Below are 25,644 nucleotides of genomic sequence, written 5' to 3'. Positions count from 1 at the left end.
CCGTAGTCCCTGTATGTCCCAATCATCGTCCTGATGAATCGCATCCCGCGATGTCCTTGGCCATCATCCGTGAGAGCCTGTGTCAGTCCGTAGACACAGTTCGAATACTAGCGATTCCCCGCCTTGGGACAAGCAACGAATATCTCAGGATGATTCAGGCGTAACATCTTCTGAAATTTATAAAAAACATATATTTCAAGTACTTGGAAAAATTACGCCACTGGAAACGACTTTGATTTACTGATCCCTACAGCAATCACTTACATGACGAGTAAGCGAATGCTTACACGCGATACTACGAGGGTGGCGAAATAAACACTTTTGCCGAGGGTGCTGCTGCCTCAATGCCGTCCTCGCCAATGGTCCAGCCCCAGCAGCACCAGCCCGATCGCCCAGAACCCTGCCAGCACCCCTGTTGCATTCATCAGTACCTGCCCATAGCCCAGCCGCGCCACATCGACGAACGGGTAGGGATACACCCCGATCTCATGCCCGCGCAGCAGCACGAAGGCAAAATACAGCATCGGGTACAGTGCCCAGGCTGCCAGATGCCAGAGCCGTAGCCGCCCCTTGGGCACCTCGAACCACCAGTACAGGATGAACAGCAGCGGCATCACGTCGTGCAGCAATTCGTCCGCCAGCCATTGCCAGCCCTGGGGTTGCCACAAGTGGCGCAGCAACAGGCTGTAGGCCAGCGCCACCAGCACGATACTGGCTGCAACGCACGAGCTGACCACAGGTGAAAGGAAGCAGCGCCTGGCCGGCGAGTCGCGGCCGAATGCGGCATGGCTGAGCACCGTGGCCACCAGCGTGTTGCTCAGCACGGTGAAATAGCAGAACAGGTTGACCATCCCGCCGACCAGGCTGGCCTGCTCCTGCCAACGTGCCAGCAGTACCAGGTACAGCTGGATCGCCAGCCCCGCCCAGCCGAGCACAGCCGCCAGGGCAAGCCAAGGCCGGCGCGGCATCAGCCTTTGCGCTGCAGCTTCACGTACAGTTGCTCGACCTTCTCCCGTGCCCATGGGGTCTTGCGCAGGAAGGTCAGGCTCGACTTGATCGTCGGATCGCTCTTGAAGCAGCGGATGTCGACGCGTTCGGCCAGACCCTGCCACTGATAGTGCGCCACCAGCTCGGTGAGGATCTGTTCGAGGGTCTTGCCGTGCAGCGCGTTATGGTTGGCCGTGCTCATGCAGTGCTCCAGGTTCGGGAAGGTGCGCACCTTACATGAGTGTAGGAGCGGATTCATCCGCGATGCGTTCGTCGACAAAACTGCGCCGTCCGGACAATCGAGCGCCGCCCACGCGGCGCATCGCGGATGAATCCGCTCCTACATTCGTTGCAACGTGCCGAACCTGATGGGCCATGGTTGCCCGCCGCGATTCAGAGGCTCCCAAGCGGCACGACCGGAGCACTGGACAAAAACCACTGGCAAGCACGGGAAGCCTTGTGCTGAAATAGTGATGTTATATTGTAACAACACAAAGAATCTGCCAAGGAACGCCACATCCCCATGCGTCACATGCCGCTGCACCTCTCCCCCCTTGCCGTCGCGCTCTGGCTGGCCTCGACTTCCAGCCAGGCCGTGGAACTGCAACCCCAGGTGATTACCGCCAACCCATTGGGCAACGCCCAACTGGCTGCCCCGAGCACCGTCCTTGAAGGCGACAACCTGCTGCAGCAGCAACAGGGCAGCCTCGGCGAGACCCTCAACAAACAGCCTGGTGTCGCCTCCACCTGGTTCGGCCCTGGCGCCAGCCGCCCGGTAATCCGCGGCCTGGACGGTGACCGCATTCGTATCCTGCGCAACGGCGTCGGTGCCCTGGACGCCTCGTCGCTGTCCTACGACCACGCCGTGCCGCTGGACCCGGTGACCGTCGAGCGGGTCGAGATCGTCCGCGGCCCGGCCGCCCTGCTCTACGGCGGCAACGCCATCGGTGGGGTGGTCAACACCTTCGACAACCGCATCCCCGACTCGCCCATTGAAGGCATCCATGGCGCGGGCGAACTGCGCTACGGCGGTGCCGACACCACGCGCAGCAGTGCGGGCAAACTGGAGGCCGGCAACGGCGCCTTCGCCCTGCACCTGGATGCCAACAGCCGCCAGTTCAACGACCTGCGCATCCCCGGCTATGCCCGCAGCTCGAAGGTGCGCGACGCCGACGAGCCCGGCAGCAAGCACCGCCTGAAAAACAGCGACGGACGCCAGGACGGCGGCGCGATCGGTGGTTCCTATCATTGGGATCACGGCTATACCGGCCTGTCCTACAGCCGCTATGACAGCAACTACGGCTCGGTAGCCGAGCCCGGCGTGCGCCTGGACATGCAGCAGGACCACTACGGCTTCGCCTCGGAACTGCGCGACCTGGACGGACCATTCAGCTCGGTGAAGGTCGATGCCGGCTACACCGACTACCAGCACCGTGAAATCGAAAGCGGTGACGTGCACACCACCTTCAAGAACAAGGGCTACGAAGCGCGCATCGAGGCCCGCCACCAGCCGCTGGGGCCGGTCGAGGGCGTGATCGGTGCCCAGGTCAGCCGCAACGAGTTCTCCGCACTGGGCGAGGAAGCCTTTGTCCCGCACACCGACACCGACAGCCTGGCGCTGTTCCTGCTCGAGCAATGGCAGGCCAGCGAGCGCCTGAACCTGAGCCTGGGCGCGCGCATGGAACACACCAGGGTCGATCCGGATGCCAAGGGCAACGAAACCTTTGCCGGAGCCGACAGCGCCAGCAGCTTCAATGCCTTCAGCCTGTCATCGGGCGCGGTGTACCAGCTCGACCCGATCTGGTCGCTGGCCGCCAACCTCGGTTACACCGAGCGAGCACCGACCTTCTACGAGCTGTATGCCAACGGCGCCCACGTGGCGACCGGCGCCTACGAGATCGGTGACCCGAACCTGAACAAGGAAAAGGCCATCTCCGGCGATCTGGCCCTGCGCTTCGACAACGGCACCCACAAGGGCAGTGTCGGTGTGTTCTATAGCCATTTTCGCAACTACATCGGCCTGATTGGCACCGGCAACCTGCGTGAAGGCCATGATCACGACCATGGCGACGATCATGACCACGACCATGATCACGATCACGGTGATATCCCCGAGTATGCCTACCAGGGTGTGCGCGCACGCTTCTACGGTATCGAGGCCCAGGACCGCTGGAAGTTGCTGGAAAATCGCTACGGCAGCTTCGCCCTGGAACTGTCCGGCGACTACACCCGGGCCAAGAACCTCGACAGCGGCGAGCCGCTGCCGCGTATCGCACCGCTGCGCCTGAACAGCGGCCTGGTCTGGGAACTGGATCGCTGGCAAGCGCGGGTCGATGTACAGCATGCCGCGTCGCAACGGCGCAAACCGGCCAACGAAACCGGCACCGACGGCTACACCACCCTTGGCGCAAGCCTGGGGTATCGCTTCGAGATCGGCCAGAGTGAATGGCTGGCGTTCGTGCGCGGCGAGAACCTCACCGACCAGACGGTGCGCTATGCCAGCTCGATCCTGCGCGATATCGCGCCGGCGCCGGGGCGTAGTGTGCAGGTTGGCTTGCGCACCTCGTTCTGACGGCATCGCGGGCAAGCCCACTCCCACGCTGGGGGGCGGGCTTGCCCCGCGATGGGCCAGGTGACTGTTACGCCATCAGCAACAATCCCCTGCGACATTTTGTCTTTTTTTCTTACAACTTCCCCTATATCCTCCCCGCCGCAAGCTGAATCGCTTCATCGTTCCTCAAACGCAGCCATTTCCCTTCGATGCTTTCACGCCTCGTTGCGCTTGCCGTTTCCTCAACAATCAAAAGATAGCGCTATCTCATGCTCCAGCTGCCCAATACCCGTTACTCCGGCCTCGCCCTCGCCACCCTCCTCGGTGCCCTGTCCCCTGCCACCAGTGCCAGCGAAATGTTCGCCAAGGACTCGAAGTGGATGCTCGGCGACTGGGGCGGTACCCGCAGCGAACTGCTGGAGAAGGGCTACGACTTCACCCTCGGCTACACCGGCGAGATGGGCAGCAACCTGCACGGCGGCTACAGCCACGACCGCGCCGCACGCTACAGCGACCAGTTCACCTTCGGCGTGAACATGGACCTGCAGAAGATCCTCGGCTGGCACGACACCGAGATGCAGTTGACCGTCACCGAACGCCACGGCAACAACATCAGCAACGACCGCATCAACGACCCGCGCGTCGGCGGCTTCACCTCGGCCCAGGAAGTCTGGGGCCGTGGCCAGACCTGGCGACTGACGCAGATGTGGATCAAGCAGAAATACTTCGATGGCGCGCTGGACGTGAAATTCGGCCGCTTCGGCGAAGGCGAGGACTTCAACAGCTTCCCCTGCGACTTCCAGAACCTGGCGTTCTGCGGCTCGCAGGTGGGCAACTGGGCCGGCGGCATCTGGTACAACTGGCCGGTCAGCCAGTGGGCCCTGCGCGTGCGCTACAACCTCAATGACGCGCTCTACGCCCAGGTTGGGGTGTTCGAACAGAACCCCTCTAACCTCGAGAGCGGCAACGGCTTCAAGCTCAGCGGCAGCGGCACCCAGGGCGCGGTGATGCCGATCGAACTGGTCTGGAGCCCACGGGTCAATGGCCTGAAAGGGGAATATCGCGCCGGCTACTACTACAGTAATGCCAAGGCACAGGATGTACTCAAGGACAGCAACGGTACGCCGGCCGCCATCAGCGGCGCCGCCTATCGCAGCAGCTCCAGCAAGCACGGTCTGTGGCTCGGCGCCCAGCAGCAGGTGACCGCGCTGGCCTCCGACCAGTCGCGCGGCCTGAGCCTGTTCGCCAACGCCACGGTGCACGACAAGAAGACCAATGCCATCGACAACTATGTGCAGGCAGGTGTGGTTTACAAAGGGCCGTTCGATGCCCGCGCCAAGGACGACATCGGTTTCGCCCTGGCCCGCGTGCACGTCAACCCCGGCTACCGCAAGAACGCCCGCCTCATCAACCAGGCAAACAGCCTGGACAACTACGACAACCCCGGCTTCCTGCCCGTGCAGGACACCGAGTACAGCGCCGAACTCTATTACGGCATCCACCTGGCCGAGTGGCTCACCGTACGCCCGAACCTGCAGTACATCCGCCATCCGGGCGGGGTGTCGCGGGTCGACGACGCGTTGATCGGCGGCCTGAAGATCCAGAGCAGTTTCTAACCCGACCCTTTCACACTACGGAGAACAGACGATGAGCACTGACGGTGCCAAGAATGGAACCCGCTGGCTACCGCGCCTGATGGGCGTGCTGCTGCTGATGATGGGCCTGGCCCTGCTGGCCGGCGGCATCAAGCTGAGCCAGCTGGGCGGCTCGCTTTACTACCTGATTGCCGGTATCGGCTTCGCCCTGTCCGGCATCCTGCTGCTGGCCAAGCGTCGCATCGCCCTGGGCCTGTATGGCCTGGTACTGCTGGGCAGCACCGCCTGGGCGCTGCAGGAAGTGGGCCTTGACTGGTGGCAGTTGGTACCGCGCCTGGCCATCTGGTTCGCCATCGGCGTGGTCCTGCTGCTGCCGTGGGCGCGCCGCCCACTGGTGGGCCCTGCATCGAAGGTCAACACTGCCCTGCTCAGCGTCGCCGTGGTCGCCTCCGGCGCCACCGCCCTGGCCAGCCAGTTCACCCACCCGGGCGAGATCCGTGGCGAGTTCACCCGCGACAACAGCGAAATGGGCAGCGCCGCCCCGGCCATGCCCGACGGTGAATGGCAGGCCTACGGCCGCACCGAGCATGGCGACCGCTACTCGCCGCTGCGCCAGATCACCCCGCAGAACGCCTACCGCCTGGAAGAGGCCTGGCGCATCCGCACCGGCGACCTGCCGACCGAGAACGACCCGGTGGAGCTGACCAACCAGAACACGCCGCTGAAGGTCAACGGCATGCTCTACGCCTGCACCGCCCACAGCCGCCTGCTGGCGCTTGACCCGGACACCGGCGCCGAGATCTGGCGCTACGACCCGCAGGTCAAGAGCCCCACCGGCACCTTCAAGGGCTTCGCCCACATGACTTGCCGCGGCGTCTCGTACTATGACGAGAACAGCTACGTCAGCCGCGATGGCAGCCCCGCGCCGAAGATCACCGACGCAGGCCTTGCCGTGGCTCAGGCCTGCCCGCGCCGCCTCTACCTGCCCACCGCCGACGCCCGCCTGATCGCTATCAACGCCGACACCGGCAAGGTCTGCGAAGGCTTCGCCAACCAGGGCGTGATCGATCTGACCCGTGGCATCGGCCCGTTCACCGCCGGTGGCTACTACTCAACCTCGCCGGCCGCGATCACCCGCAGCCTGGTGATCATTGGCGGCCATGTGACCGACAACGAATCGACCAACGAACCGTCCGGCGTAATCCGCGCCTACGACGTGCACGACGGCCATCTGGTGTGGAACTGGGACAGCAACAACCCCGAAGACACCAAGCCCCTGGCCGACGGCAAGTTCTACAGCCGCAACTCGGCCAACATGTGGTCGATCGCCAGCGTCGACGAAGACCTCGGCATGATCTACCTGCCGCTGGGCAACCAGACGCCCGACCAGTGGGGTGCCGACCGCACCCCCGGCGCCGAAAAGTACAGCGCCGGCATCGTCGCCCTGGACCTGGCCACCGGCAAGGCGCGCTGGAACTACCAGTTCACCCACCATGACCTGTGGGACATGGACGTCGGCAGCCAGCCCACCCTGGTGCACCTGAAGACCGACGACGGCGTCAAGCCGGCGGTCATCGTGCCGACTAAGCAAGGCAGCCTGTACGTGCTCGACCGCCGCGACGGTACGCCGATCGTGCCGATCCGCGAGATCCCGGTCCCCCAAGGCGCGGTCAAGGGCGACCACACCGCACCGACCCAGGCCCGTTCCGACCTCAACCTGCTCGGCCCTGACCTGACCGAACAGGCCATGTGGGGCGCCACGCCGTTCGACCAGATGCTCTGCCGCATCCAGTTCCGCAGCCTGCGCTACGAAGGCCAGTACACCCCGCCCTCCGAGCAGGGCAGCCTGGTCTACCCGGGCAACGTCGGCGTGTTCAACTGGGGCAGCGTCTCGGTCGACCCGGTGCGCCAGATCCTCTTCACCTCGCCGAACTACATGGCTTTCGTGTCGAAGATGGTCCCACGCGAGCAGGTCGCAGAAGGCAGCAAGCGCGAAAGCGAGACCAGCGGCGTGCAGCCGAACACCGGTGCGCCGTACGCCGTGACCATGCATCCGTTCATGTCGCCGCTGGGCATTCCGTGCCAGGCGCCGGCCTGGGGCTACGTGGCAGCCATCGACCTGTTCACCAACAAAGTGGTGTGGAAGCACAAGAACGGCACCACCCGTGACAGCACCCCGGTACCGATCGGCATGCCGGTGGGCGTGCCAAGCATGGGGGGCTCGATCGTCACTGCCGGCGGTGTCGGCTTCCTCAGCGGCACCCTGGACCAGTACCTGCGCGCCTACGACGTGAAGAACGGCCAGGAGCTGTGGAAGGCTCGCCTGCCGGCAGGCGGCCAGGCCACGCCAATGAGCTACACCGGCAAGGATGGCAAGCAGTACGTGCTGGTGACTGCAGGCGGCCATGGCTCGCTGGGCACGAAAATGGGCGACTACATCATCGCTTACAAATTGGCTGAGTAAGCGTCACGCCTGTCGCGGGGCAAGCCCGCTCCCATCGAGGGAGCGGGCTTGCCCCGCTATTGTTTCCCTCCGCAGTTCTCCCCCCTTCGTCTACCATTGAAACCTGCCAACCACCGCCCCATCTAAGCACCATAGCCATTCACGCAGGTGCCCCATGAGCGACCAGCAGGATTTCCCGGAACACCCCGACGAACACAGCGAAGTCGAACATCTCGATCCCGCGACCGCCCCCGGTCACCATCTCGCCCTGCCCGGCCAGCAACTGCCGGACAAGGTCTACGTGATCCCGATCCACAACCGCCCGTTCTTCCCCGCGCAAGTGCTGCCGGTGATCGTCAATGAAGAACCCTGGGCCGAAACCCTCGATCTGGTCGCCAAGACCCCGCACCACTCCCTGGCGCTGTTCTTCATGGACACCCCACCGGAAGACCACCGCCACTTCGACACCAAGGCCCTGCCCGAATACGGCACCCTGGTGAAGGTCCACCACGCCAGCCGCGAAGGCGGCAAGCTGCAGTTCGTCGCCCAGGGCCTGACCCGCGTGCGCATCCGCACCTGGCTCAAGCACCACCGCCCGCCCTACCTGGTGGAGGTCGACTACCCACGCCAGCCGACGGAGCCCACCGACGAAGTGAAGGCCTACGGCATGGCCCTGATCAACGCGATCAAGGAATTGTTGCCGCTCAACCCGCTGTACAGCGAGGAACTGAAGAACTACCTCAACCGCTTCAGCCCCAACGATCCGTCGCCACTGACCGACTTCGCCGCCGCCCTCACCTCGGCCACCGGCAACCAGCTGCAGGAAGTGCTCGATTGCGTGCCCATGCTCAAGCGCATGGAAAAGGTCCTGCCGATGCTACGCAAGGAGGTCGAGGTCGCCCGCCTGCAGAACGAGATCTCCGCCGAGGTGAACCGCCAGATCGGCGAGCACCAACGCGAATTCTTCCTCAAGGAACAGCTCAAGGTCATCCAGCAGGAGCTGGGCCTGACCAAGGACGACCGCAGCGCCGACGTGGAGCAGTTCCAACAGCGCCTGGTGGGCAAGACCCTGCCCGAGCAAGCGAAAAAACGCATCGACGAGGAGATGGGCAAGCTGGCGATCCTCGAAACCGGCTCGCCGGAGTATGCCGTCACCCGCAACTACCTGGAGTGGGCCACCGCGCTGCCCTGGGGTGTGTACGGCAAGGACAAGCTCGACCTCAAGCACGCGCGCAAGGTACTCGACCGCCACCACGCCGGGCTCGACGACATCAAGGAACGCATTCTCGAGTTCCTTGCCGTCGGCGCCTGGAAGGGTGAGATCAGCGGCTCCATCGTGCTGCTGGTGGGTCCGCCCGGGGTAGGCAAGACCAGCATCGGCAAGTCCATCGCCGAATCCCTGGGCCGGCCGTTCTACCGTTTCAGCGTCGGCGGCATGCGTGACGAGGCCGAGATCAAGGGCCACCGCCGCACCTACATCGGCGCCCAGCCGGGCAAGCTGGTGCAGGCTCTGAAGGAGGTCGAGGTGATGAACCCGGTGATCATGCTCGACGAGATCGACAAGATGGGCCAGAGCTACCAGGGCGACCCGGCCTCGGCGCTGCTGGAAACCCTCGACCCGGAACAGAATGTCGACTTCCTCGACCACTACCTGGACCTGCGCCTGGACCTGTCCAAGGTGCTGTTCGTCTGCACCGCCAACACCCTGGACTCGATCCCCGGCCCCTTGCTCGACCGCATGGAAGTGATCCGCCTTTCCGGCTACATCACCGAAGAGAAGCTGGCCATCGCCAAGCGCCACCTATGGCCCAAGCAGCTGGACAAGGCCGGCGTGGCCAAGACCAGCCTGAGCATCAACGACGCCGCGCTGCGCGCGGTGATCGAGGGCTATGCCCGCGAAGCCGGTGTGCGCCAGCTGGAGAAACAGCTGGGCAAGCTGGTGCGCAAGTCGGTGGTCAAACTGCTGGAAGACCCGGACGCCAAGCTCAAGATTGCCGCCAAGGACCTCGAGCCCGCCCTGGGCATGCCGGTGTTCCGCAGCGAGCAGGTGCTGGCCGGCAAGGGCGTTATCACCGGCCTTGCCTGGACCAGCATGGGCGGCGCCACCCTGCCGATCGAGGCCACCCACATCCACAGCCTCAACCGCGGTCTCAAGCTCACCGGGCAGTTGGGTGACGTGATGAAGGAATCGGCGGAGATCGCATACAGCTTCATCAGCTCGAACCTCAAGCAGTTCGGTGGCACGCCCGGCTACTTCAACGAGGCGTTCATCCACCTGCACGTGCCCGAGGGCGCAACCCCCAAGGATGGCCCCAGCGCCGGCGTGACCATGGCCAGTGCCTTGCTGTCGCTGGCTCGCGACCAGCCGCCGAAGAAAGGCGTGGCCATGACCGGCGAGCTGACCCTGACCGGCCAGGTGCTGCCGATCGGCGGGGTCCGCGAGAAAGTGATCGCCGCGCGGCGACAGAAGATCTTCGAACTGATCCTGCCGGAGGCCAACCGTGGCGATTTCGAAGAACTGCCCGAGTATCTGAAGGACGGGCTGAGCGTGCACTTTGCCAAGCGCTTTGCCGACGTGGCGAAAGTGCTGTTCTGACAGCCCGTCATCGCGGGGCCAGCCCGCTCCCACGCATACGCTGAGGGAGCGGGCTGGCCCCGCGATGAATCCGCCACCACCACACAAACTTCCGACAGCTTCGGTTATCCTCAGGCCATTCCAGCTTCAGGAGCCAACATGTCCCTCCCTCGCCTGCTCGTCCCCGCCGCCCTGGCCCTGCTCACCGCCTGCGCCCAGCAACCGCAACGCACCGTCGAACTGGACGGCGAAAGCGAATGCCCCAAGCGCCTGCAGGTCGGCCAGACCCTGACCCTCACCTTGCCAAGCAACCCCACCACCGGCTACCGCTGGCTGGTGCAGAACCCGGCTTCGGAGATCCTGCGCAGCCTCGGCCCTGAGGTGTACAGCTCTCCGGAGCAAGCCGGCATCGTCGGCAGCGGCGGCCTCTCCAGCTGGCGCTTCCAGGCCAAGGCCGCTGGTGAGGGCCACCTGATCCTGGTCTACCAGCAGCCCTGGGCCCCGGAAGTACGTCCCGTACAGACCTTCGATTGCGCCATTCGGGTCAACTGAGCGCACGGCGCCGGTCAGCCAGTCATGCAAGCTTGCCGTGGTTTGGCTAGAATGCCGCCCCTGTAGATTGCCAGCCGCCTGGACCCACCGTGAGCAAACAACCCGACCGCCTATTCGCCCAACCCCTGGAGCAGGTGCCCGACTTCGTCTTCAACGAAGACGTGGTGCAGGTGTTCCCGGACATGATCAAGCGCTCGGTGCCCGGTTACCCGACCATCGTCGAGAACCTCGGCGTGCTTGCCGCGCGCTTCGCCCAACCCAACTCCGCGCTGTACGACCTCGGCGCCTCGCTGGGCGCAGTGACCCAGGCGCTGCGTCGCCATGTGCGCGCAGACGGCTGCCGGGTGATCGCGGTGGACAACTCGGCGGCCATGGTCGAGCGCTGCCGACAGTACCTCACAGCCCAGGACTCGATGTTCCAGGAGTTGCTGCCGGCGCAGGTGCTGGAGGCCGATATTCTGGCCCTGCCCTTCGAGCCGGCCTCGGTCGTGGCAATGAACTTCACCCTGCAGTTCGTCGCCCCCGAACAGCGACTGGACCTGCTTGCCCGCATCCGCCAGGCACTTTTGCCGGGCGGCGCGTTGATTCTCTCGGAGAAACTGCGCTTCACCGACGCCCAGGAGCAGGAACTGCTCAACGAACTGCACCTGGACTTCAAGCGTGCCAATGGCTACAGCGAACTGGAAATCGCCCAGAAACGCAGCGCCATCGAGAACGTGATGAAACCCGACACCCTGGAAACCCATGAAGCGCGCCTGCGCGCCGCCGGCTTCTCCAAGGTCGTGCCCTGGTTCCAATGCCTCAACTTTGCCTCGCTGATAGCCCTGCCATGATCGATCTGTCCCCCCTTGTCCGCCGCCTGGCGGGCACACCCCTTGCCACCTGGTCCCAAGGCCTGCAGGCGCAACTCGAGAGCAAGCTGGAAAAAGGCCACGGCGACCTCGATCGCTGGCGCGGCGCCCTCGACGCACTGCCGCAGCTGACCCCGAGCGAAATCGACCTGGTCGACGGCCTGCGCCTGGACTGCGCCTGCGACGACGCCACCCGGGCGCAGATGCGCCAGGCGCTGATGGGCCTGTCGCCCTGGCGCAAGGGCCCGTTCGACCTGTTCGGCGTGCATGTCGATACCGAATGGCGCTCGGACTGGAAATGGTCGCGGGTCGGCCCGCACCTGGATCTCAAGGGCAAACGCGTGCTCGACGTGGGTTGCGGTAACGGCTACTACCAGTGGCGCATGCTCGGTGCCGGCGCCGACATGGTCGTCGGCGTGGACCCCAACTGGTTGTTCTTCTGCCAGTTCCAGGCCGTGCAGCAGTACCTGCCGGACCTGCCGGCGTGGCACCTGCCGTTTGCCCTCGAAGAACTGCCGGCCAACCTCGAAGGTTTCGACACCGTATTCTCCATGGGCGTGTTCTACCACCGCCGCTCGCCCATCGAGCATTTGCTGGCGCTCAAGGATTGCCTGGTCAAGGGTGGCGAGCTGGTACTGGAAACCCTGGTGATCGAGGGCGACGAAAACCAGGTGCTGGTGCCCGAGGACCGCTACGCGCAGATGCGCAACGTATGGTTCCTGCCGTCGGTGCCAGCCCTGGAGCGCTGGCTGCGCCGCGCCGGCTTCAGCGATGTGCGCTGCGTCGATGTCAGCGTCACCAGCGTCGAGGAACAACGCAGCACCGAGTGGATGCGCTACCAGTCACTGGGCGACTTCCTCGACCCCAGCGACCACGGCAAGACCATCGAAGGCCTGCCGGCGCCACGCCGCGCCACATTGCTGGCGCGTAAATAAAAAAGGCGCCCATTCGGGCGCCCAGGCTCACCTGCGCCGAGGAGCTGTGGCGGCGCAGGCGTGTGGTGCTCAATCCTTGGCCAGCTCGCGGGCTTTCTCTTCGGCGTTGCGCTCACGCTCGGCCACGGCCTGCTGCTTGTCGCCATGCAGGCGCGCCTGGTCCTCGCGGAAGGCTTGCCAGAATTGCTTCGAACGCTCCGCGCCACCCTCGGCGAAAACGCTGGTGCTGCCCAGGGCGAGGATCGCCAGCAGCAGGTACTTGGTCAGGTTCATCGTGCTTGCCTCGTGATAACCGTTTCGACAGGGCCATCATGGCAAGGCGCAGCTAACAGCAAGGTGAGGCGGACATTACAGTCCTGAAATCCCCACAGATACGCGTGGCAGCGGGCTTGCCCCGCGATGACGACAAGCCTGTCGCCCATATGACCTGCAGATTACAAATCAGCAATCCTCCTCTTATCGCCATTCGCATCCAGTAACATCCTCGCCGCTTGACCCTGATGTCACTACAGGGTCGAGAATCGCCCCCTTTCCACACAGAGCCCGACCATGCGCCTACTGATCATCGAGGACGAACCCCGTACCGCTGACTACCTGCAGCAAGGCCTGCGCGAAAACGGCTATGTGGTCGACTGCGCCTACACCGGCACCGACGGCCTGCACCTGGCCCGCCAGCAGCCCTACGACCTGGTGATCCTCGACGTCAACCTGCCCGGGCTCGATGGCTGGGGCGTACTACAGCGCCTGCGCGCCGAGTCGTCCACGCGGATCATGATGCTCACCGCCCACGGCCGGCTCGCCGATCGGGTCAAGGGACTGGACCTGGGCGCGGACGACTACCTGCTAAAGCCGTTCGAATTCCCCGAACTGCTGGCGCGTATCCGCAGCCTGCTCCGGCGCAACGACCAGCGCCTGCAGCCGAGCACATTGAAGGTCGCCGACCTCGAGCTCGACCCCGGCCGACACCGCGCCTGGCGTAACGGCCAGCGTATCGATCTGACGGCGAAGGAGTTCGCCTTGCTGCACCTGTTGATGCGCCAGAGCGGCGAAGTGCTGTCACGTACCCAGATCATCTCGCTGGTGTGGGACATGAACTTCGACTGCGACACCAACGTGGTGGAGGTATCGATCCGCCGCCTGCGGGCGAAGATCGACGACCCCTTCGACGACAAGCTGATCCATACCCTGCGCGGCGTCGGCTACGTGCTCGAGGCGCGGGCGTGAAGCGCCCCAGCCTGTCGTTGCGCCTGGGCCTGGGCGTCACCCTGCTGGGCGCGGCGCTGGTGCTGCTGCTGGCGTGCCTGGCGGTATTCGCCCTCGACCATGAACTCGATAGCCGGGCACGCAAGGACCTGACGCGCAAGATGCAGCAGGTCGAGCACAACCTGCGGGTGGACCTGCGCAGTGATGACCTCAGCGCCCGGGCCCACCCCCTGCTCGACCTGGTCATGGGCCATGACAACCTCAGCCTCAGCGTGCTGGCCGTCAATGGCCGTCATCCAGCGCTGCTCAGCCTTGGCCCGGCCATGCAGTCCCAGCACTTGCTGAACCTCGAAGCGGACGAACGGCTGACCTTCCATGCCTGGCGCGACGACGGCGACAATCAGATCCTCACCGCCAGCCGCTTGATGCGCCTGCGCGACGACACCCCGGTAAAAGTGTTGATGTCACTCAACCGCAGCGATGACAACAGCCTGCTGCAAGCCTACCTGCACTCGACCCTGCTGGCCCTGCCGCTGCTGCTGGTGCTGATCGGCATCGCCGCCTGGAAACTGGTGCAGCGCGGCCTGCGCCCGTTGCGGCACTTTCGCCGGATCGCCGGGCAGGTTTCGGCCCAGGACCTGGCACACCGCCTGCCCGACCAAGGTCTGCCCAGTGAGTTGGCCGACCTGGCGCGCGCCATCAACGTCATGCTCGACCGGCTCGACCAGGGCGTGCGCCAACTGTCGCAGTTCTCCGACGACCTGGCCCACGAGCTGCGCACGCCCATCGGCAACCTGATGGGCAAGGCCCAGGTGACCCTGGCCCGCGAGCGTGACGGCGACAAGTACCGCGAAGCGCTCGAAGACAGCGTCGAGGAACTGACCCGCCTCAACCGCATCATCAACGACATGCTGTTCCTCGCCCAGGTCAGCCAGCCGCAGACCCAGGTTGCCCTGACGCCACTGACGTTGGCGGACGAAGTGGCCCGGGTGAGTGAACTGTTCGCCTTCAGTGCCGAGCTCAAGGGCATTTCCCTGCACCTGCAAGGCTGGGGCACGGCTTTGGTGGACCGGTTGATGTTCCAGCGGGCGCTGTCGAACCTACTGAGCAATGCGATTCGCCATGCCCCAGAGGGCAAGCCGGTCGCCGTGGGTATCGAGCGGCTGGGCAACGAGATTGCCGTGTGGGTACAGAATCAGGGCACGGGAATAGACGAGACGCACCTGCCGCACCTGTTCGAACGCTTTTACCGGGCAGGAGCCGGGCGTTCACGGCTGGAGGGCGGAACCGGGCTGGGGTTGGCGATCGTCAAGTCGATCATGCAATTGCATGGGGGGCGGGTCGAGGTCACGAGCCAGGTCGAAGGGCCGACGCGGTTCACCTTGGTATTCAAGGCCGAGTAAAGCTATCGCGGGGCAAGCCCGCTCCCACAGAAGCTCCAGCAAGCCTGTGGGAGGGACTTACCTCGCGATTGACTCAGCGCGAAGCGGCGACGATCAGCGCTTTCATCTCGGCCACCGCGGCCTTGAAGCCGACGAACAGCGCATGGGCCACCAGCGCATGGCCAATGTTCAGCTCGTTGATGCCCTTGATCGCGGCCACGGCCTCGACGTTGTGGTAATGCAGGCCATGACCGGCATTGACGATCAAGCCTTGACCAACCCCAAACGCCACGCCATCGACGATGCGCTTGAGTTCCTCGGCGACTTCGGTCGGCGTCTCGGCATCGGCGTAACGGCCGGTGTGCAACTCGATGGCCGGGGCGCCGACACGGCGCGAGGCCTCGATCTGCCGCTCGTCGGCATCGATGAACAGCGACACCTCGGCACCGGTGCGCGACAGGCGTTCGATAGCCGCCTTGATCCGCGCCTCCTGGCCAGCGACGTCAAGGCCGCCTTCGGTGGTCAGTTCCTGGCGGGTTTCCGGCACCAGGCAGATATGCGCCGGGCGGATCTTCTCGGCGAAGGCCATCATCTCTTCGGTGACGCCCATCTCGAAGTTCATGCGGGTCTGCAGCACGTCCTTGAGCAGCAGCACGTCGCGCTCCTGAATGTGCCGGCGGTCTTCGCGCAGGTGCACGGTGATGCCGTCGGCACCCGCTTCCTCGGCGTCCAGGGCGGCCTTGACCGGGTCTGGATAGCGGGTGCCCCGGGCCTGGCGCAGGGTCGCCACGTGGTCGATGTTGACGCCGAGAAGCATGCGGTTGCTGTGAGTCACGAAGGGGCACTCCTGAAAGTTGAGGGCCACAGCATACGTCGTGCTCAGCGCTTGCGAAACAGTTCCCGGCTGACCAATGGCTTGGGCCCCAAGTGGACCGCCAGTGCCTGGCGCATCAAGCGCTTGGCGGCAAGCAAGGCGCCAGGCGCCTCCCAGTCGGCCTGGGCCAGGGCCAGCAGTTCGCCGCCCTTGAACAAACCGGGCTGGAACAGTTCGACCCGCTCAAGGCCCGCATCCACCTGCAGGCGATAAAGGCCTTCGGCGACCACAGGGCTGTCGTTGACGTCATGGTCCAGGGTGAAGGCATAACCCAGCTCATCCAGCAGGCGCCATTCGAAGGAGCGCAACAGCGGCTCCAGCGCACGCCCGGCGGCCAGGGCCTGCAAGGTCAGGGTGTAGTGCTCGAACAGCGCCGGATGCGGCGCCTCGGCGGGCAGCAGGCGCATCAGCAGTTCGTTGAGGTACAACCCGCTGAACAGCGCGTCGCCGTGCAACCAGGCTGCAATACCGACGGCATCCAGACGGCCGACGTTCTTCAACTCGCCGCGCCCGCGCAGCTCCACCTCCAGCGGCACGAACGGCCGCACCAGGCTACCGCCCTTGCCCCGCGCCCGGCGCAGCACGGCGCGTACCTTGCCTTGCGGGGTAAGAAAGTCCACCAGCGCACTGGTTTCCTTGTAGGCGCGGCTGTGCAGCACGTAGGCCGGCTGGGGGGTGGGTTGTTCCATCACAGACCACTCGATATCGGACATGACTGTGGGAGCGGCGTTGAGGGGCCCGACTTGCCCCGCGTTCACCATCGCGAGGCAAGTCGGGCCGCCGCATCGCCGCTCCCACAGGAGCAGAGGCAGTGCCGCCGAAGGGTTTACAGGTCGCCGTAACCCAGCGAACGCAGGGCGCGCTCGTCGTCGGACCAGCCGCCCTTCACCTTGACCCACAGGTTGAGCATGACCTTGGAGTCGAACAGTACTTCCATGTCCTTGCGCGCCTCGGAGCCAATGCGCTTGATGCGCTCGCCCTTGTCGCCAATGATGATCTTCTTCTGGCCATCGCGTTCAACCAGGATCAGCGCATGGATGTGCAGCACATGGCCCTGTTGCTTGAATTCCTCGATCTCCACGGTGATCTGGTACGGCAGCTCGGCACCGAGCTGACGCATGATCTTCTCGCGCACCAGTTCGGCGGCCAGGAAGCGGCTGCTACGGTCGGTGATCTGGTCTTCCGGGAAGAAGTGATCGTTCTCGGGCAGGTGCTTGGCGATCTGGGCTTCCAGCGCTTCGAGGTTGTGCCCCTGCTGCGCGGAAATCGGCATCACTTCGGCGTTCGGCAGCTGCTCTTGCAGCCATTGCAGATGCGGGATCAGCTCGGCCTTCTCTTCCATGCGGTCGGTTTTGTTGACCGCGATGATCAACGGGCCGGTCACGTACTGCACGCGCTCCAGCACCAACTGGTCCTCGTCGGTCCACTTGGTGCGGTCGACCACGAAGATCACCACGTCGACGTCCTTCAAGGCTGCCGAGGCGTTGCGGTTCATGTAGCGGTTCAGCGCCTTGTCGTTGGCCTTGTGCATGCCGGGGGTGTCGACGTAGATCGCCTGCACGTCACCCTCGGTCTTGATGCCGAGCATGTTGTGGCGGGTGGTCTGCGGCTTGCGCGAGGTGATCGCCAGCTTCTGGCCGAGGATGTGGTTGAGCAGCGTGGACTTGCCCACGTTGGGGCGACCGACGATGGCCACATAGCCGCAGCGGGTCGAAGTATTCTCAGTCATTGCCATTCTCCACGCCCAGGGCGATCAATGCGGCGGCGGCGGCGACCTGCTCGGCGATACGCCGGCTCACGCCCTGGCCGCGGCTTTTCTTGTTCAGCAGGACCACTTCGCATTCGACGAAGAAAGTCCGGCAATGCGGTTCGCCCTGGATATCCACCACTTCGTAACGTGGCAACTCGCAGGCACGCGACTGCAGGAACTCCTGCAGGCGCGTCTTGGGGTCCTTGTTGGTGTCGACCAGGGTCAGGCCATCGAACTCGTCGGTCAGCCAGGCGAGGATTCGCTCGCGTGCGGTCTGCATGTCGGCGTCCTGGTAGATCGCACCGATGAGGGCCTCGAGAGCGTCGGCAAGAATCGACTCGCGACGGAAGCCACCGCTTTTCAGCTCACCCGAACCCAGGCGCAGGTATTCGCCCAGGTCGAAGCCGCGGGCCAGCCGCGCCAGGGTCTCGCCCTTGACCAGACGGGCGCGAAGACGCGACAACTGGCCTTCACGCGCCTGCGGGAAGCGCTCGAACAGCGCCTCGCCGACCACGAAGTTGAGGATGGCATCACCCAGGAACTCCAGGCGCTCGTTATTGCGCCCGGCGTAGCTGCGATGGGTCAGGGCCAGCAGCATCTGGTCCTGATTCTTGAAGGTATAGCCGAGCTTGCGCTCCAGGCGTGCAAGGGAACCACTCATGGGGCGACCCCGGCAATGTTCAACGCGTTGTTCAAATCAACATCCTGAAAGACGGTTTGACTGTGGTCAGACGCCGACAACGGCGAAAGCCTCGTTCCCTGAGAACACAGCCTATGTCAGAAATGCAATCGGCGCCGTCCATGGACAGCGCCGTCGTTACTCAATGGATCAGCCCGACCCGCGACAGGTTCGGGAAGTGGCTGAGTTTCGGCTCTGGCCAGCTCATCCAGACCGCGAAGGCCTTGCCGACGATATTCCGGTCCGGAACCATGCCGTGCAGTTCCTTGGGAATGTTCGGATCATCCCAGAAACGGCTGTCGTTGGAGTTGTCGCGGTTGTCACCCATCATGAAGTAGTGACCGGACGGCACGGTCCACTGCTGGTCCGGCGGCATGCGATAGCGGGTCATTTCCTTGCGGATCAGGTGCTCGGCTTCACCGAGCTTTTCCTTGTACAACTCGGCGCTGCCCAGGGTGCCCGGCTCGCTGCCGACCAGCTGCTCGGCAATCGCCTGGCCATTGACGAACAGCCGCTTGTCGGCGGTGTAGCGGATCACGTCGCCCGGCAGGCCGACCACACGCTTGATGTAGTTGACGTTGGGGTCGCTCGGGTAGCGGAACACCATCACATCCCCGCGCTGCGGATCACCCACCTCGATGACCTTCTTGTCGATCACCGGCAGGCGAATGCCGTAGGAGAACTTGTTCACCAGGATGAAGTCGCCCACTTCCAGCGTCGGCTTCATCGACCCCGAGGGGATCTGGAACGGCTCGACCAGGAACGAACGCAGCACCAGCACGATGAACAGCACCGGGAAGAACGACTTGCCGTATTCAACCAGCAAGGGTTCCTTGTTCAGGCGTTCGACCACGGCCATTTCAGGCTGGCTGACGCTGCCCTGGTAGTTGGCGATCGCCGCCCGCCGACGCGGGGCCAGGAACAGCAGGTCGATCAGACCCAACAGACCGCAGACAGCGACGGCGATGACGAGCAACAGCGGGAAATTTAGCGACATAGGACCTAGCTATCCAACCTGAGCACAGCGAGGAAGGCTTCCTGTGGAATCTCCACGTTACCTACCTGCTTCATGCGTTTCTTACCGGCCTTCTGCTTCTCCAGCAGCTTCTTCTTACGGCTGACGTCGCCACCGTAGCACTTGGCCAGTACGTTCTTTCTGAGCGCCTTGACGGTTGTCCGCGCAATGATCTGGCCGCCGATAGCTGCCTGGATCGCCACGTCGAACATCTGCCGAGGGATCAGTTCCTTCATCTTTTCGGTCAACGCACGGCCTTTGTAGGCGGCGTTGTCGCGGTGCACGATCAGGGCCAGGGCATCGACCTTGTCGCCGTTGATCAGCACGTCCAGCTTGACCAGGTTGGCCGACTGGTAGCGGTCGAAATGGTAGTCCAGCGACGCGTAGCCGCGACTGGTGGACTTGAGCCGGTCGAAGAAGTCCAGGACCACTTCGTTCATCGGCATGTCGTAGCGCACCTGCACCTGGCTGCCGAGGAACTGCATGTCGCGCTGCACGCCACGCTTCTCGATGCACAGGGTGATGACGTTGCCCAGGTGCTCCTGCGGCACGAGGATGGTCGCGGTGACGATCGGCTCGCGGAAGTCGGTGACGGACGAGACGTCCGGCAGCTTCGATGGGTTGTCGACGACGATGGTCTCGCCAGTCTTGAGCTCGAGCTCGTAGATCACGCTTGGCGCGGTGGTGATCAGGTCCAGGTCGTATTCGCGCTCCAGGCGCTCCTGGATGATCTCCATGTGCAGCATGCCGAGGAAGCCGCAACGGAAGCCGAAGCCCAGGGCGTCGGAGCTTTCCGGCATGTATTGCAGCGACGAGTCGTTCAGGGTCAGCTTCTGCAGGGCGTCGCGGAAGTCCTCGAAATCGTCGGAGCTGACCGGGAACAGGCCCGCGTAGACCTGCGGCTGGATCTTCTTGAAGCCCGCCAGCATTTCAACTTCCGGGGTGCTGGACAGGGTCAGGGTGTCGCCCACCGGCGCGCCGTGGATGTCCTTGATGCTGGCGATGATGAAGCCCACTTCACCGGCTTTCAGATCAGCGGTCTGGGTGTGTTTCGGGGTGAACACACCAACGCTGTCGACCAGATGCACCTTGCCGGTGGACTTGACCAGGATCTTGTCGCCTTTCTTGACGCGGCCCTGGCGCACACGCACCAGCGAGACCACGCCCAGGTAGTTGTCGAACCAGGAGTCGATGATCAGCGCCTGCAGCGGGGCGTCGATCTCACCGGTCGGCGCGGGGATGGTATGTACCAGGCGCTCGAGCACCTCGTCGACGCCCATGCCGCTCTTGGCACTGCACGCCACGGCGTCGGTGGCGTCGATGCCGATGATCTTCTCGATCTCGTCCTTGACGCGGTCCGGGTCAGCCTGGGGCAGGTCCATCTTGTTCAGCACGGGCATGACTTCCAGGCCCTGCTCGATGGCGGTATAGCAGTTGGCCACCGATTGCGCCTCGACGCCCTGGCCGGCATCGACCACCAGCAGCGCGCCCTCGCACGCCGCCAGCGAGCGCGAGACTTCATAGGTGAAGTCAACGTGGCCGGGGGTGTCGATGAAGTTCAGCTGGTAGGTTTTACCATCCTGCGCCTTGTAGTGCAGCGTGACGCTGTGGGCCTTGATGGTGATACCGCGTTCGCGCTCCAAGTCCATGGAATCGAGGACCTGGGCTTCCATTTCGCGCGCCGACAGGCCACCGCACATCTGGATGAAACGGTCGGCCAGCGTCGACTTGCCATGGTCGATGTGGGCGATGATGGAGAAATTGCGGATATGACTCAAATCACTCACAGGTCAACACTCGAAAAGGCTGCGAGCCGGACGCCCGCCGAAAAATAGCCGGGAATTGTACCTCAAGCCGCAGGGATATGGGAGAACCCTTGTCACCTGCCTATCGGTTAGCGTGGGAGCGGGCTTACCCCGCGATGGCGTCCGATCAGTTGAAATTGTTGCCTGATCTGACAATATCGCGGGGCAAGCCCGCTCCCACGCAGGACCTTTACTCCTGCTTGCTCAAGAAAAAGGGCAGCCGAGGCTGCCCTTTCCTACCTTGCAATCCGCTTATTCAGCCAGTTTGAAGGTGATGAAGCTGGCACGCCCCTGGCGCAGCACGCGCATGGACACCGAACGGTTCTTCGGCAGTTCCTTGGCGATCTCGGTGAACTGCTTGGCCGAGGCAATGGCCTGGTTGTTCAGGTGGCTGATCACATCGCCCGGACGCAGGCCGATCATGGCCGCCGGGCCATCCTGGACTTCCTTGATGACCACCCCACCCTTGAGTTCGAGCGATTTTTTCTGCTCGGCACTGAGGTCGGCGACAGATACGCCCAGACGGTTGCTGCTGCGCTCGGCGCTGCCATCGGCACCCGCACCCATGCCGATGTCGGCGTCATCCTCGGGCAATGCGCCGATGGTCACATCCAGGTTCTGGCGCTTGCCATTGCGGATGATCTCAAGCTTGGCTTTCTCGCCATCCTTCAGGCTGCCCACCAGGTGCGGCAGGTCGGCGGACATGACGATCGGCTGGCCATTCATGCTCAGGATCACGTCGCCCACCTGCAGGCCGCCCTTGGCTGCCGGGCCGTTTTCCAGGACCTGGGCCACCAGGGCACCGGCCGGCTTGTCCAGGCCGAACGACTCGGCCAGGTCCTTGTTGACCTCCTGGATCACCACGCCCAGCCAGCCGCGACTGACCTTGCCGTCTTTCTTCAGCTGGTTCGATACATCGATCGCCACGTCGATCGGGATGGCGAACGACAGGCCCATGAAGCCGCCGGAACGGGTGAAGATCTGCGAGTTGATGCCCACCACCTCGCCTTTCATGTTGAACAGCGGCCCACCGGAGTTGCCCGGGTTGATCGCCACGTCGGTCTGGATGAACGGCACATAGGTGTCGTTGGGCAGCGTGCGGCCCTTGGCGCTGACGATACCCTTGGTCACCGAGTGGTCGAAGCCGAACGGCGAACCGATGGCCAGCACCCATTCACCGACCTTGAGCTTTTCCGAATCGCCCAGTTTGACGGTCGGCAGGTTCTTGCCGTCGACCTTGAGCAACGCCACGTCGGTGCGTGGGTCGGTACCCACGAGCTTGGCCTGCAGCTCGCTGCGGTCGGACAGGCGGACGATGATCTCGTCAGCGTCGGCCACCACATGGTTGTTGGTCAGCACGTAGCCGTCACTGGAAATGATGAAGCCCGACCCCAGCGACTGCGCCTCACGCTGGCGATCACCGCGCGGCGAACGCGGCTGCTGCGGCATGTTGCGCTCGAAGAACTCGCGGAACATCGGCGGCAGGCCTTCGAGGTCGGGCATCTGCCCGGCGGCGACACGGCGGTCTGGCAGCTTCTGCTTGGTACTGATGTTGACCACCGCCGGCGAGGCCTGCTCGACCAGGGTGGTGAAGTCCGGCAGGGACTCCTCGGCCTGGGCACTGAGCACCTGGCCGAGCATCAGCACGGCAGCGAACATCGATAGGTAGGTTTTCAAGCGTGGTATTGACATACGGCTCCCGTCACAACGAGCGTAGTTAGCAGTAAGGTTCCCGCAGACGCAGGAAAGGCCAGACTCCGAGAAGCCTGACCTATAGAAAATTTGCGGCAGGATTGCAAATGACAATGCCTTAATTTCATGTCAGCTCTGTGTAACAAGAGCTGTCAGGGCACTGCTCAGTCATTGACGCGCCTGGGCATCCTGGGCCCGCATCGACAAGGCGACACGCTCGGCAGTGCCCAGCGGAATCTCGCCGACCACCGTGACCATCACCTTGCCCTTGGGCGTGGTCAGACGCCGCGATACTGCGACAGTAGGGCCGAGCTGGGCACGTGTATCGATACCGGGCTCGTTGCCGATCGGCTCGAGGAACACCGAAAAACGGGCCAGGCCATCGTCATACATCAGGCTGCTGACGGTACTCTTGCGCTCGGGGTCGCGCCGCACCGAGCTGTTGACCAGCTCGAAACCCGGCGGCAACCAGTCAGAACGCCACCCGGCAGCACTTTCGGAGGTGCCGGAGGCGACCTGTTCGACCGGCCTGCAGGAAGCACCGGCGCTGAGGTCGGCGTCGGTCGGCACGTCGTCGGTGTCCAGGCGGGTCATCTGGAAGCGCTCGAGCAACTGGCCCTTGTCGTTGAGCATCAACGAGCGTAGAGGCAGGCCGGTACGCCGATCCAGGTGCAATTCGAAGGCATAGCGATGCTGGTCACGCGGGGTGAGCGAGACAATCACCGCGTCGCGCCCGGCGACGCGTGACTGGCCTGCCACGCTCAGGTCGTACCAGCTCATCAGTTTCAGGGGATCGAGCACCCGCGCGGCATTGTCCGGCGCGGCGGTCACGCTGCTGACCAGGTTGCCACTGACGCACTGCACCTTGCCGTCGACCCGCACGATTTCCTGGGCCGAGCCGTCGAGCTGCAGCAGACGCTCGCTGACCTTGCCGTTCTGGACACGATGCCAGATATCGTGGGATGAGAAGCTGCCGTTGCGTTCGTAGACGAAGGAACCCTGGTAACTCTGCTGCTGCTCGGCCCTTGCCAGCTTGTTGAGCCACTCGCTCGCCTCGGGCGAAGAGTTGGCGGCCAGGGCCTGTACCGTCAGGCTGCTGCCAAGCAGCAGCGACAGGAGAGGTAGCGCGCGCATGATCCTCCTTACTTAGCGGTTTTCCAGGCTAGCGGCGCGAGCGTAAGGCAGCGCGGTTTCGTTGCCCTTCAGCGCGGACTCCTGAGCGTGCTGACGCAGGTAGCCTGGCAGGCGTTGATCCCAACCGGCCTGGTTCTGCAGCACACCGTTGGCCATCGGCCCGGTTGGTTGCTCGTTACCTTCACTATAGCCTGCCAATACGGCCGGGCCTTGCACCTGCGGCATGCTCAGGCCCTGCTGGGCTGGCTGCTGGGCGGCCAGCTGGGCGCCAGTGATCTCGTCCTGGTTGTACAAACGCACACCCGCCAGTACGGCAACGGTTACCGAAGCGGCCACGGCCAGGCGGCCGATGGTGCGCCACGGGCCCTGCTTGACCTTGGCCGGCACGGCCTCGTCGGCCAGCGCCGCGGAAACCGCCGAGGCGATGTCCAGCTTGGGCAGCAGCAGCTCCTTGTGCATGGCTGCACGGGCAACCTGGTAACGCGACCAGGTGGCACGGGTTTCGGCATCGTCGACGGCGTTCAGCACGCGACGCAGTTCCAGTTCGTCCGCTTCGTTATCCATCACCGCGGACAGCGATTCCTGCAAAGCTTCACGACTCATGGCGGTTCCTCTCTTGGCTGTCGCCGCTGTCTCAGGTTTCCTGCAACAAAGGTTGCAGGGCTTTGTCTATGGCCTCCCGAGCGCGGAAGATTCGAGAGCGCACGGTACCCACCGGACATTGCATGACACTGGCAATGTCTTCGTAACTCAGTCCGTCGAATTCGCGCAGGGTCAGTGCCGTGCGCAAGTCTTCGGGCAATTGCTGGATGGTTCGATGGACGGTGCCTTCGATTTCATCCCGCAACAACGCGCGCTCTGGGGACTCGAGATCCTTGAGACCATGATCGCCGTCATAAAACTCCGCATCCTCGGAGCTCACATCGCTGTCTGGTGGCCGTCTTCCACGGGATACCAGGTAGTTCTTCGCCGTGTTGATGGCGATGCGGTACAGCCAGGTGTAGAACGCACTGTCACCGCGAAAATTCCCAAGCGCACGGTATGCCTTGATGAAGGCTTCCTGCGCCACGTCCTGCGCTTCATGGGTGTCGTGTACGAAACGCACGATCAACCCGAGAATCTTGTGCTGATACTTCAGCACCAACAGATCGAACGCTCGCCTGTCGCCACGCTGCACGCGCTCGACAAGCTGCTGATCCTCTTCCTGGGTTAGCATGAACACTCCTCAGTGATCTCGAAGGAGCGTTGCAACAGCCATCGTTCAGGCTTGCAACCATAGACTCGGGCTTTTCGCAAAAGTTCTCCCCTCCAAGCAAGTTTCCTGCGGCCCTTGGTCGGCTCGCACGGAAGACGCAACGCGGTCACGGCCGGCTGCGCCGATAATCAGTTTTCGTTACGCAGGTGCCAGCCCAGAATAGAGCCGGCGCCTTGCGTCGCCGCAGCAACCTGTGGCGTACGGGCAGCCTGTATAGGATTTCCAGGGGTATCGGAAAGTTCCCACAAAGATCGCCACCCACCCGCAAGTGCCATTGGAAATCAGGCGCCCGGGGCTGCTATAAAGGCACCCCGACCCGGTTTCACGATAGTTTCACAATGCCATCGGCGCCCGACTATTGTGCCG

General features: G+C 63.8%; 22 protein-coding genes. 9 read left to right on the top strand and 13 right to left on the bottom strand.

What is annotated here, in order from left to right:
* Nucleotides 1–341 precede the first annotated feature (341 nt).
* Together KHO27_RS02150 and KHO27_RS02145 are read right to left on the bottom strand one after the other, a co-directional pair.
* Nucleotides 342–968 (bottom strand): Pr6Pr family membrane protein, encoded by a 627-nt coding sequence (locus tag KHO27_RS02150; protein WP_214501110.1) that lies wholly within the window; start codon nucleotides 966–968, stop codon nucleotides 342–344.
* A complete protein-coding gene (locus KHO27_RS02145) occupies nucleotides 968–1,189 on the bottom strand; it encodes a VF530 family protein (protein ID WP_102681624.1) in 222 nt (73 codons plus the stop codon). The genes KHO27_RS02150 and KHO27_RS02145 overlap by 1 nt, the downstream gene beginning before the upstream one ends.
* Nucleotides 1,190–1,510: 321 nt before the next feature.
* Between KHO27_RS02145 and KHO27_RS02140 the strand changes: the two genes are divergently transcribed.
* The 7 genes from KHO27_RS02140 (at nucleotide 1,511) to cmoB (ending at nucleotide 12,489) form a co-directional block, all read left to right on the top strand.
* Complete coding sequence (locus tag KHO27_RS02140; RefSeq protein WP_214501109.1) at nucleotides 1,511–3,559, top strand: TonB-dependent receptor; 2,049 nt, start codon at nucleotides 1,511–1,513, stop codon at nucleotides 3,557–3,559.
* A gap of 248 nt (nucleotides 3,560–3,807) precedes the next feature.
* Nucleotides 3,808–5,154: a carbohydrate porin gene (locus KHO27_RS02135; RefSeq protein ID WP_214501108.1), complete on the top strand. Its 1,347-nt coding sequence runs from the start codon at nucleotides 3,808–3,810 to the stop codon at nucleotides 5,152–5,154.
* 31 nt (nucleotides 5,155–5,185) lie between these two features.
* Entirely contained in the window at nucleotides 5,186–7,597 is a 2,412-nt protein-coding gene (locus KHO27_RS02130; RefSeq protein WP_214501107.1) for a glucose/quinate/shikimate family membrane-bound PQQ-dependent dehydrogenase, read from the top strand.
* A gap of 154 nt (nucleotides 7,598–7,751) precedes the next feature.
* Complete coding sequence (gene lon, locus KHO27_RS02125; RefSeq protein ID WP_110697778.1) at nucleotides 7,752–10,172, top strand: endopeptidase La; 2,421 nt, start codon at nucleotides 7,752–7,754, stop codon at nucleotides 10,170–10,172.
* 138 nt (nucleotides 10,173–10,310) lie between these two features.
* The gene (locus KHO27_RS02120) at nucleotides 10,311–10,703 is read left to right on the top strand and encodes a protease inhibitor I42 family protein (protein WP_046856831.1); all 393 of its coding nucleotides are present in this window, start codon (nucleotides 10,311–10,313) and stop codon (nucleotides 10,701–10,703) included.
* An 89-nt stretch (nucleotides 10,704–10,792) separates the two neighbouring features.
* A complete protein-coding gene (cmoA, locus tag KHO27_RS02115; protein WP_110697774.1) occupies nucleotides 10,793–11,536 on the top strand; it encodes a carboxy-S-adenosyl-L-methionine synthase CmoA in 744 nt (247 codons plus the stop codon).
* A complete protein-coding gene (gene cmoB / locus KHO27_RS02110; protein ID WP_214501106.1) occupies nucleotides 11,533–12,489 on the top strand; it encodes a tRNA 5-methoxyuridine(34)/uridine 5-oxyacetic acid(34) synthase CmoB in 957 nt (318 codons plus the stop codon). Before cmoA ends, cmoB begins: the two co-directional genes overlap by 4 nt.
* Before the next feature lie 69 nt (nucleotides 12,490–12,558).
* On the opposite strand, the gene KHO27_RS02105 is transcribed toward cmoB, so the two are convergent.
* Complete coding sequence (locus tag KHO27_RS02105) at nucleotides 12,559–12,762, bottom strand: hypothetical protein (protein WP_214501105.1); 204 nt, start codon at nucleotides 12,760–12,762, stop codon at nucleotides 12,559–12,561.
* Between the two features lie 276 nt (nucleotides 12,763–13,038).
* Here KHO27_RS02105 and KHO27_RS02100 point away from each other — a divergent pair, with 276 nt between their 5' ends.
* Both KHO27_RS02100 and KHO27_RS02095 read left to right on the top strand, forming a co-directional pair.
* Nucleotides 13,039–13,713 carry a heavy metal response regulator transcription factor gene (locus KHO27_RS02100; protein WP_102681616.1) on the top strand — a complete coding sequence of 225 codons (675 nt, stop codon included), beginning with the start codon at nucleotides 13,039–13,041 and terminating at the stop codon, nucleotides 13,711–13,713.
* Nucleotides 13,710–15,095, top strand: a complete 1,386-nt coding sequence (locus tag KHO27_RS02095) for a heavy metal sensor histidine kinase (RefSeq protein WP_110697770.1) — start codon at nucleotides 13,710–13,712, stop codon at nucleotides 15,093–15,095. The genes KHO27_RS02100 and KHO27_RS02095 overlap by 4 nt, the downstream gene beginning before the upstream one ends.
* Before the next feature lie 73 nt (nucleotides 15,096–15,168).
* On the opposite strand, the gene pdxJ is transcribed toward KHO27_RS02095, so the two are convergent.
* The 10 genes from pdxJ to rpoE all read right to left on the bottom strand — a co-directional run bounded on the left by pdxJ (nucleotide 15,169) and on the right by rpoE (nucleotide 25,239).
* Nucleotides 15,169–15,891, bottom strand: coding sequence for a pyridoxine 5'-phosphate synthase (pdxJ, locus tag KHO27_RS02090; RefSeq protein WP_371926760.1), 723 nt, complete (start codon nucleotides 15,889–15,891; stop codon nucleotides 15,169–15,171).
* A gap of 62 nt (nucleotides 15,892–15,953) precedes the next feature.
* The gene (gene recO, locus KHO27_RS02085; RefSeq protein WP_110697766.1) at nucleotides 15,954–16,637 is read right to left on the bottom strand and encodes a DNA repair protein RecO; all 684 of its coding nucleotides are present in this window, start codon (nucleotides 16,635–16,637) and stop codon (nucleotides 15,954–15,956) included.
* A 137-nt stretch (nucleotides 16,638–16,774) separates the two neighbouring features.
* Nucleotides 16,775–17,677: a GTPase Era gene (era, locus tag KHO27_RS02080; RefSeq protein ID WP_031315023.1), complete on the bottom strand. Its 903-nt coding sequence runs from the start codon at nucleotides 17,675–17,677 to the stop codon at nucleotides 16,775–16,777.
* Nucleotides 17,670–18,359, bottom strand: coding sequence for a ribonuclease III (gene rnc, locus KHO27_RS02075; RefSeq protein WP_023630413.1), 690 nt, complete (start codon nucleotides 18,357–18,359; stop codon nucleotides 17,670–17,672). Before rnc ends, era begins: the two co-directional genes overlap by 8 nt.
* A 160-nt stretch (nucleotides 18,360–18,519) precedes the next feature.
* Nucleotides 18,520–19,374 (bottom strand): signal peptidase I, encoded by an 855-nt coding sequence (gene lepB, locus KHO27_RS02070; protein WP_110697764.1) that lies wholly within the window; start codon nucleotides 19,372–19,374, stop codon nucleotides 18,520–18,522.
* A gap of 5 nt (nucleotides 19,375–19,379) precedes the next feature.
* Nucleotides 19,380–21,179: a translation elongation factor 4 gene (lepA, locus tag KHO27_RS02065; RefSeq protein ID WP_038705563.1), complete on the bottom strand. Its 1,800-nt coding sequence runs from the start codon at nucleotides 21,177–21,179 to the stop codon at nucleotides 19,380–19,382.
* A gap of 270 nt (nucleotides 21,180–21,449) precedes the next feature.
* On the bottom strand, nucleotides 21,450–22,856 hold the full coding sequence (locus KHO27_RS02060) for a DegQ family serine endoprotease (protein WP_371918089.1): 1,407 nt from the start codon (nucleotides 22,854–22,856) through the stop codon (nucleotides 21,450–21,452).
* A gap of 201 nt (nucleotides 22,857–23,057) precedes the next feature.
* Entirely contained in the window at nucleotides 23,058–24,023 is a 966-nt protein-coding gene (locus tag KHO27_RS02055; protein WP_214501104.1) for a MucB/RseB C-terminal domain-containing protein, read from the bottom strand.
* 12 nt (nucleotides 24,024–24,035) lie between these two features.
* A complete protein-coding gene (locus KHO27_RS02050) occupies nucleotides 24,036–24,626 on the bottom strand; it encodes a sigma-E factor negative regulatory protein (RefSeq protein ID WP_110697758.1) in 591 nt (196 codons plus the stop codon).
* 31 nt (nucleotides 24,627–24,657) lie between these two features.
* Nucleotides 24,658–25,239 (bottom strand): RNA polymerase sigma factor RpoE/AlgU, encoded by a 582-nt coding sequence (gene rpoE / locus KHO27_RS02045; RefSeq protein ID WP_010220971.1) that lies wholly within the window; start codon nucleotides 25,237–25,239, stop codon nucleotides 24,658–24,660.
* Nucleotides 25,240–25,644 lie beyond the last annotated feature (405 nt).

This window comes from Pseudomonas sp. RC3H12 (assembly GCF_018596375.1).
Taxonomy (GTDB): domain Bacteria; phylum Pseudomonadota; class Gammaproteobacteria; order Pseudomonadales; family Pseudomonadaceae; genus Aquipseudomonas.
The sequence above is the reverse complement of the archived record's forward strand: the minus strand, read 5'-3'. Positions and strand labels throughout refer to the sequence as shown.

Coding starts and splice junctions, on each gene's coding strand:
- KHO27_RS02060 (WP_371918089.1), bottom strand. CDS start 22,856: ATGTTCGCTGCCGTGCTGATGCTCGGCCAGGTGCTCAGTGCCCAGGCC.
- rnc (WP_023630413.1), bottom strand. CDS start 18,359: ATGAGTGGTTCCCTTGCACGCCTGGAGCGCAAGCTCGGCTATACCTTC.
- lepB (WP_110697764.1), bottom strand. CDS start 19,374: ATGTCGCTAAATTTCCCGCTGTTGCTCGTCATCGCCGTCGCTGTCTGC.
- KHO27_RS02140 (WP_214501109.1), top strand. CDS start 1,511: ATGCGTCACATGCCGCTGCACCTCTCCCCCCTTGCCGTCGCGCTCTGG.
- cmoB (WP_214501106.1), top strand. CDS start 11,533: ATGATCGATCTGTCCCCCCTTGTCCGCCGCCTGGCGGGCACACCCCTT.
- KHO27_RS02105 (WP_214501105.1), bottom strand. CDS start 12,762: ATGAACCTGACCAAGTACCTGCTGCTGGCGATCCTCGCCCTGGGCAGC.
- KHO27_RS02150 (WP_214501110.1), bottom strand. CDS start 968: ATGCCGCGCCGGCCTTGGCTTGCCCTGGCGGCTGTGCTCGGCTGGGCG.
- era (WP_031315023.1), bottom strand. CDS start 17,677: ATGACTGAGAATACTTCGACCCGCTGCGGCTATGTGGCCATCGTCGGT.
- KHO27_RS02135 (WP_214501108.1), top strand. CDS start 3,808: ATGCTCCAGCTGCCCAATACCCGTTACTCCGGCCTCGCCCTCGCCACC.
- rpoE (WP_010220971.1), bottom strand. CDS start 25,239: ATGCTAACCCAGGAAGAGGATCAGCAGCTTGTCGAGCGCGTGCAGCGT.
- pdxJ (WP_371926760.1), bottom strand. CDS start 15,891: ATGCTTCTCGGCGTCAACATCGACCACGTGGCGACCCTGCGCCAGGCC.
- KHO27_RS02055 (WP_214501104.1), bottom strand. CDS start 24,023: ATGCGCGCGCTACCTCTCCTGTCGCTGCTGCTTGGCAGCAGCCTGACG.
- KHO27_RS02145 (WP_102681624.1), bottom strand. CDS start 1,189: ATGAGCACGGCCAACCATAACGCGCTGCACGGCAAGACCCTCGAACAG.
- KHO27_RS02120 (WP_046856831.1), top strand. CDS start 10,311: ATGTCCCTCCCTCGCCTGCTCGTCCCCGCCGCCCTGGCCCTGCTCACC.
- lon (WP_110697778.1), top strand. CDS start 7,752: ATGAGCGACCAGCAGGATTTCCCGGAACACCCCGACGAACACAGCGAA.
- KHO27_RS02130 (WP_214501107.1), top strand. CDS start 5,186: ATGAGCACTGACGGTGCCAAGAATGGAACCCGCTGGCTACCGCGCCTG.
- KHO27_RS02100 (WP_102681616.1), top strand. CDS start 13,039: ATGCGCCTACTGATCATCGAGGACGAACCCCGTACCGCTGACTACCTG.
- KHO27_RS02050 (WP_110697758.1), bottom strand. CDS start 24,626: ATGAGTCGTGAAGCTTTGCAGGAATCGCTGTCCGCGGTGATGGATAAC.
- recO (WP_110697766.1), bottom strand. CDS start 16,637: ATGGAACAACCCACCCCCCAGCCGGCCTACGTGCTGCACAGCCGCGCC.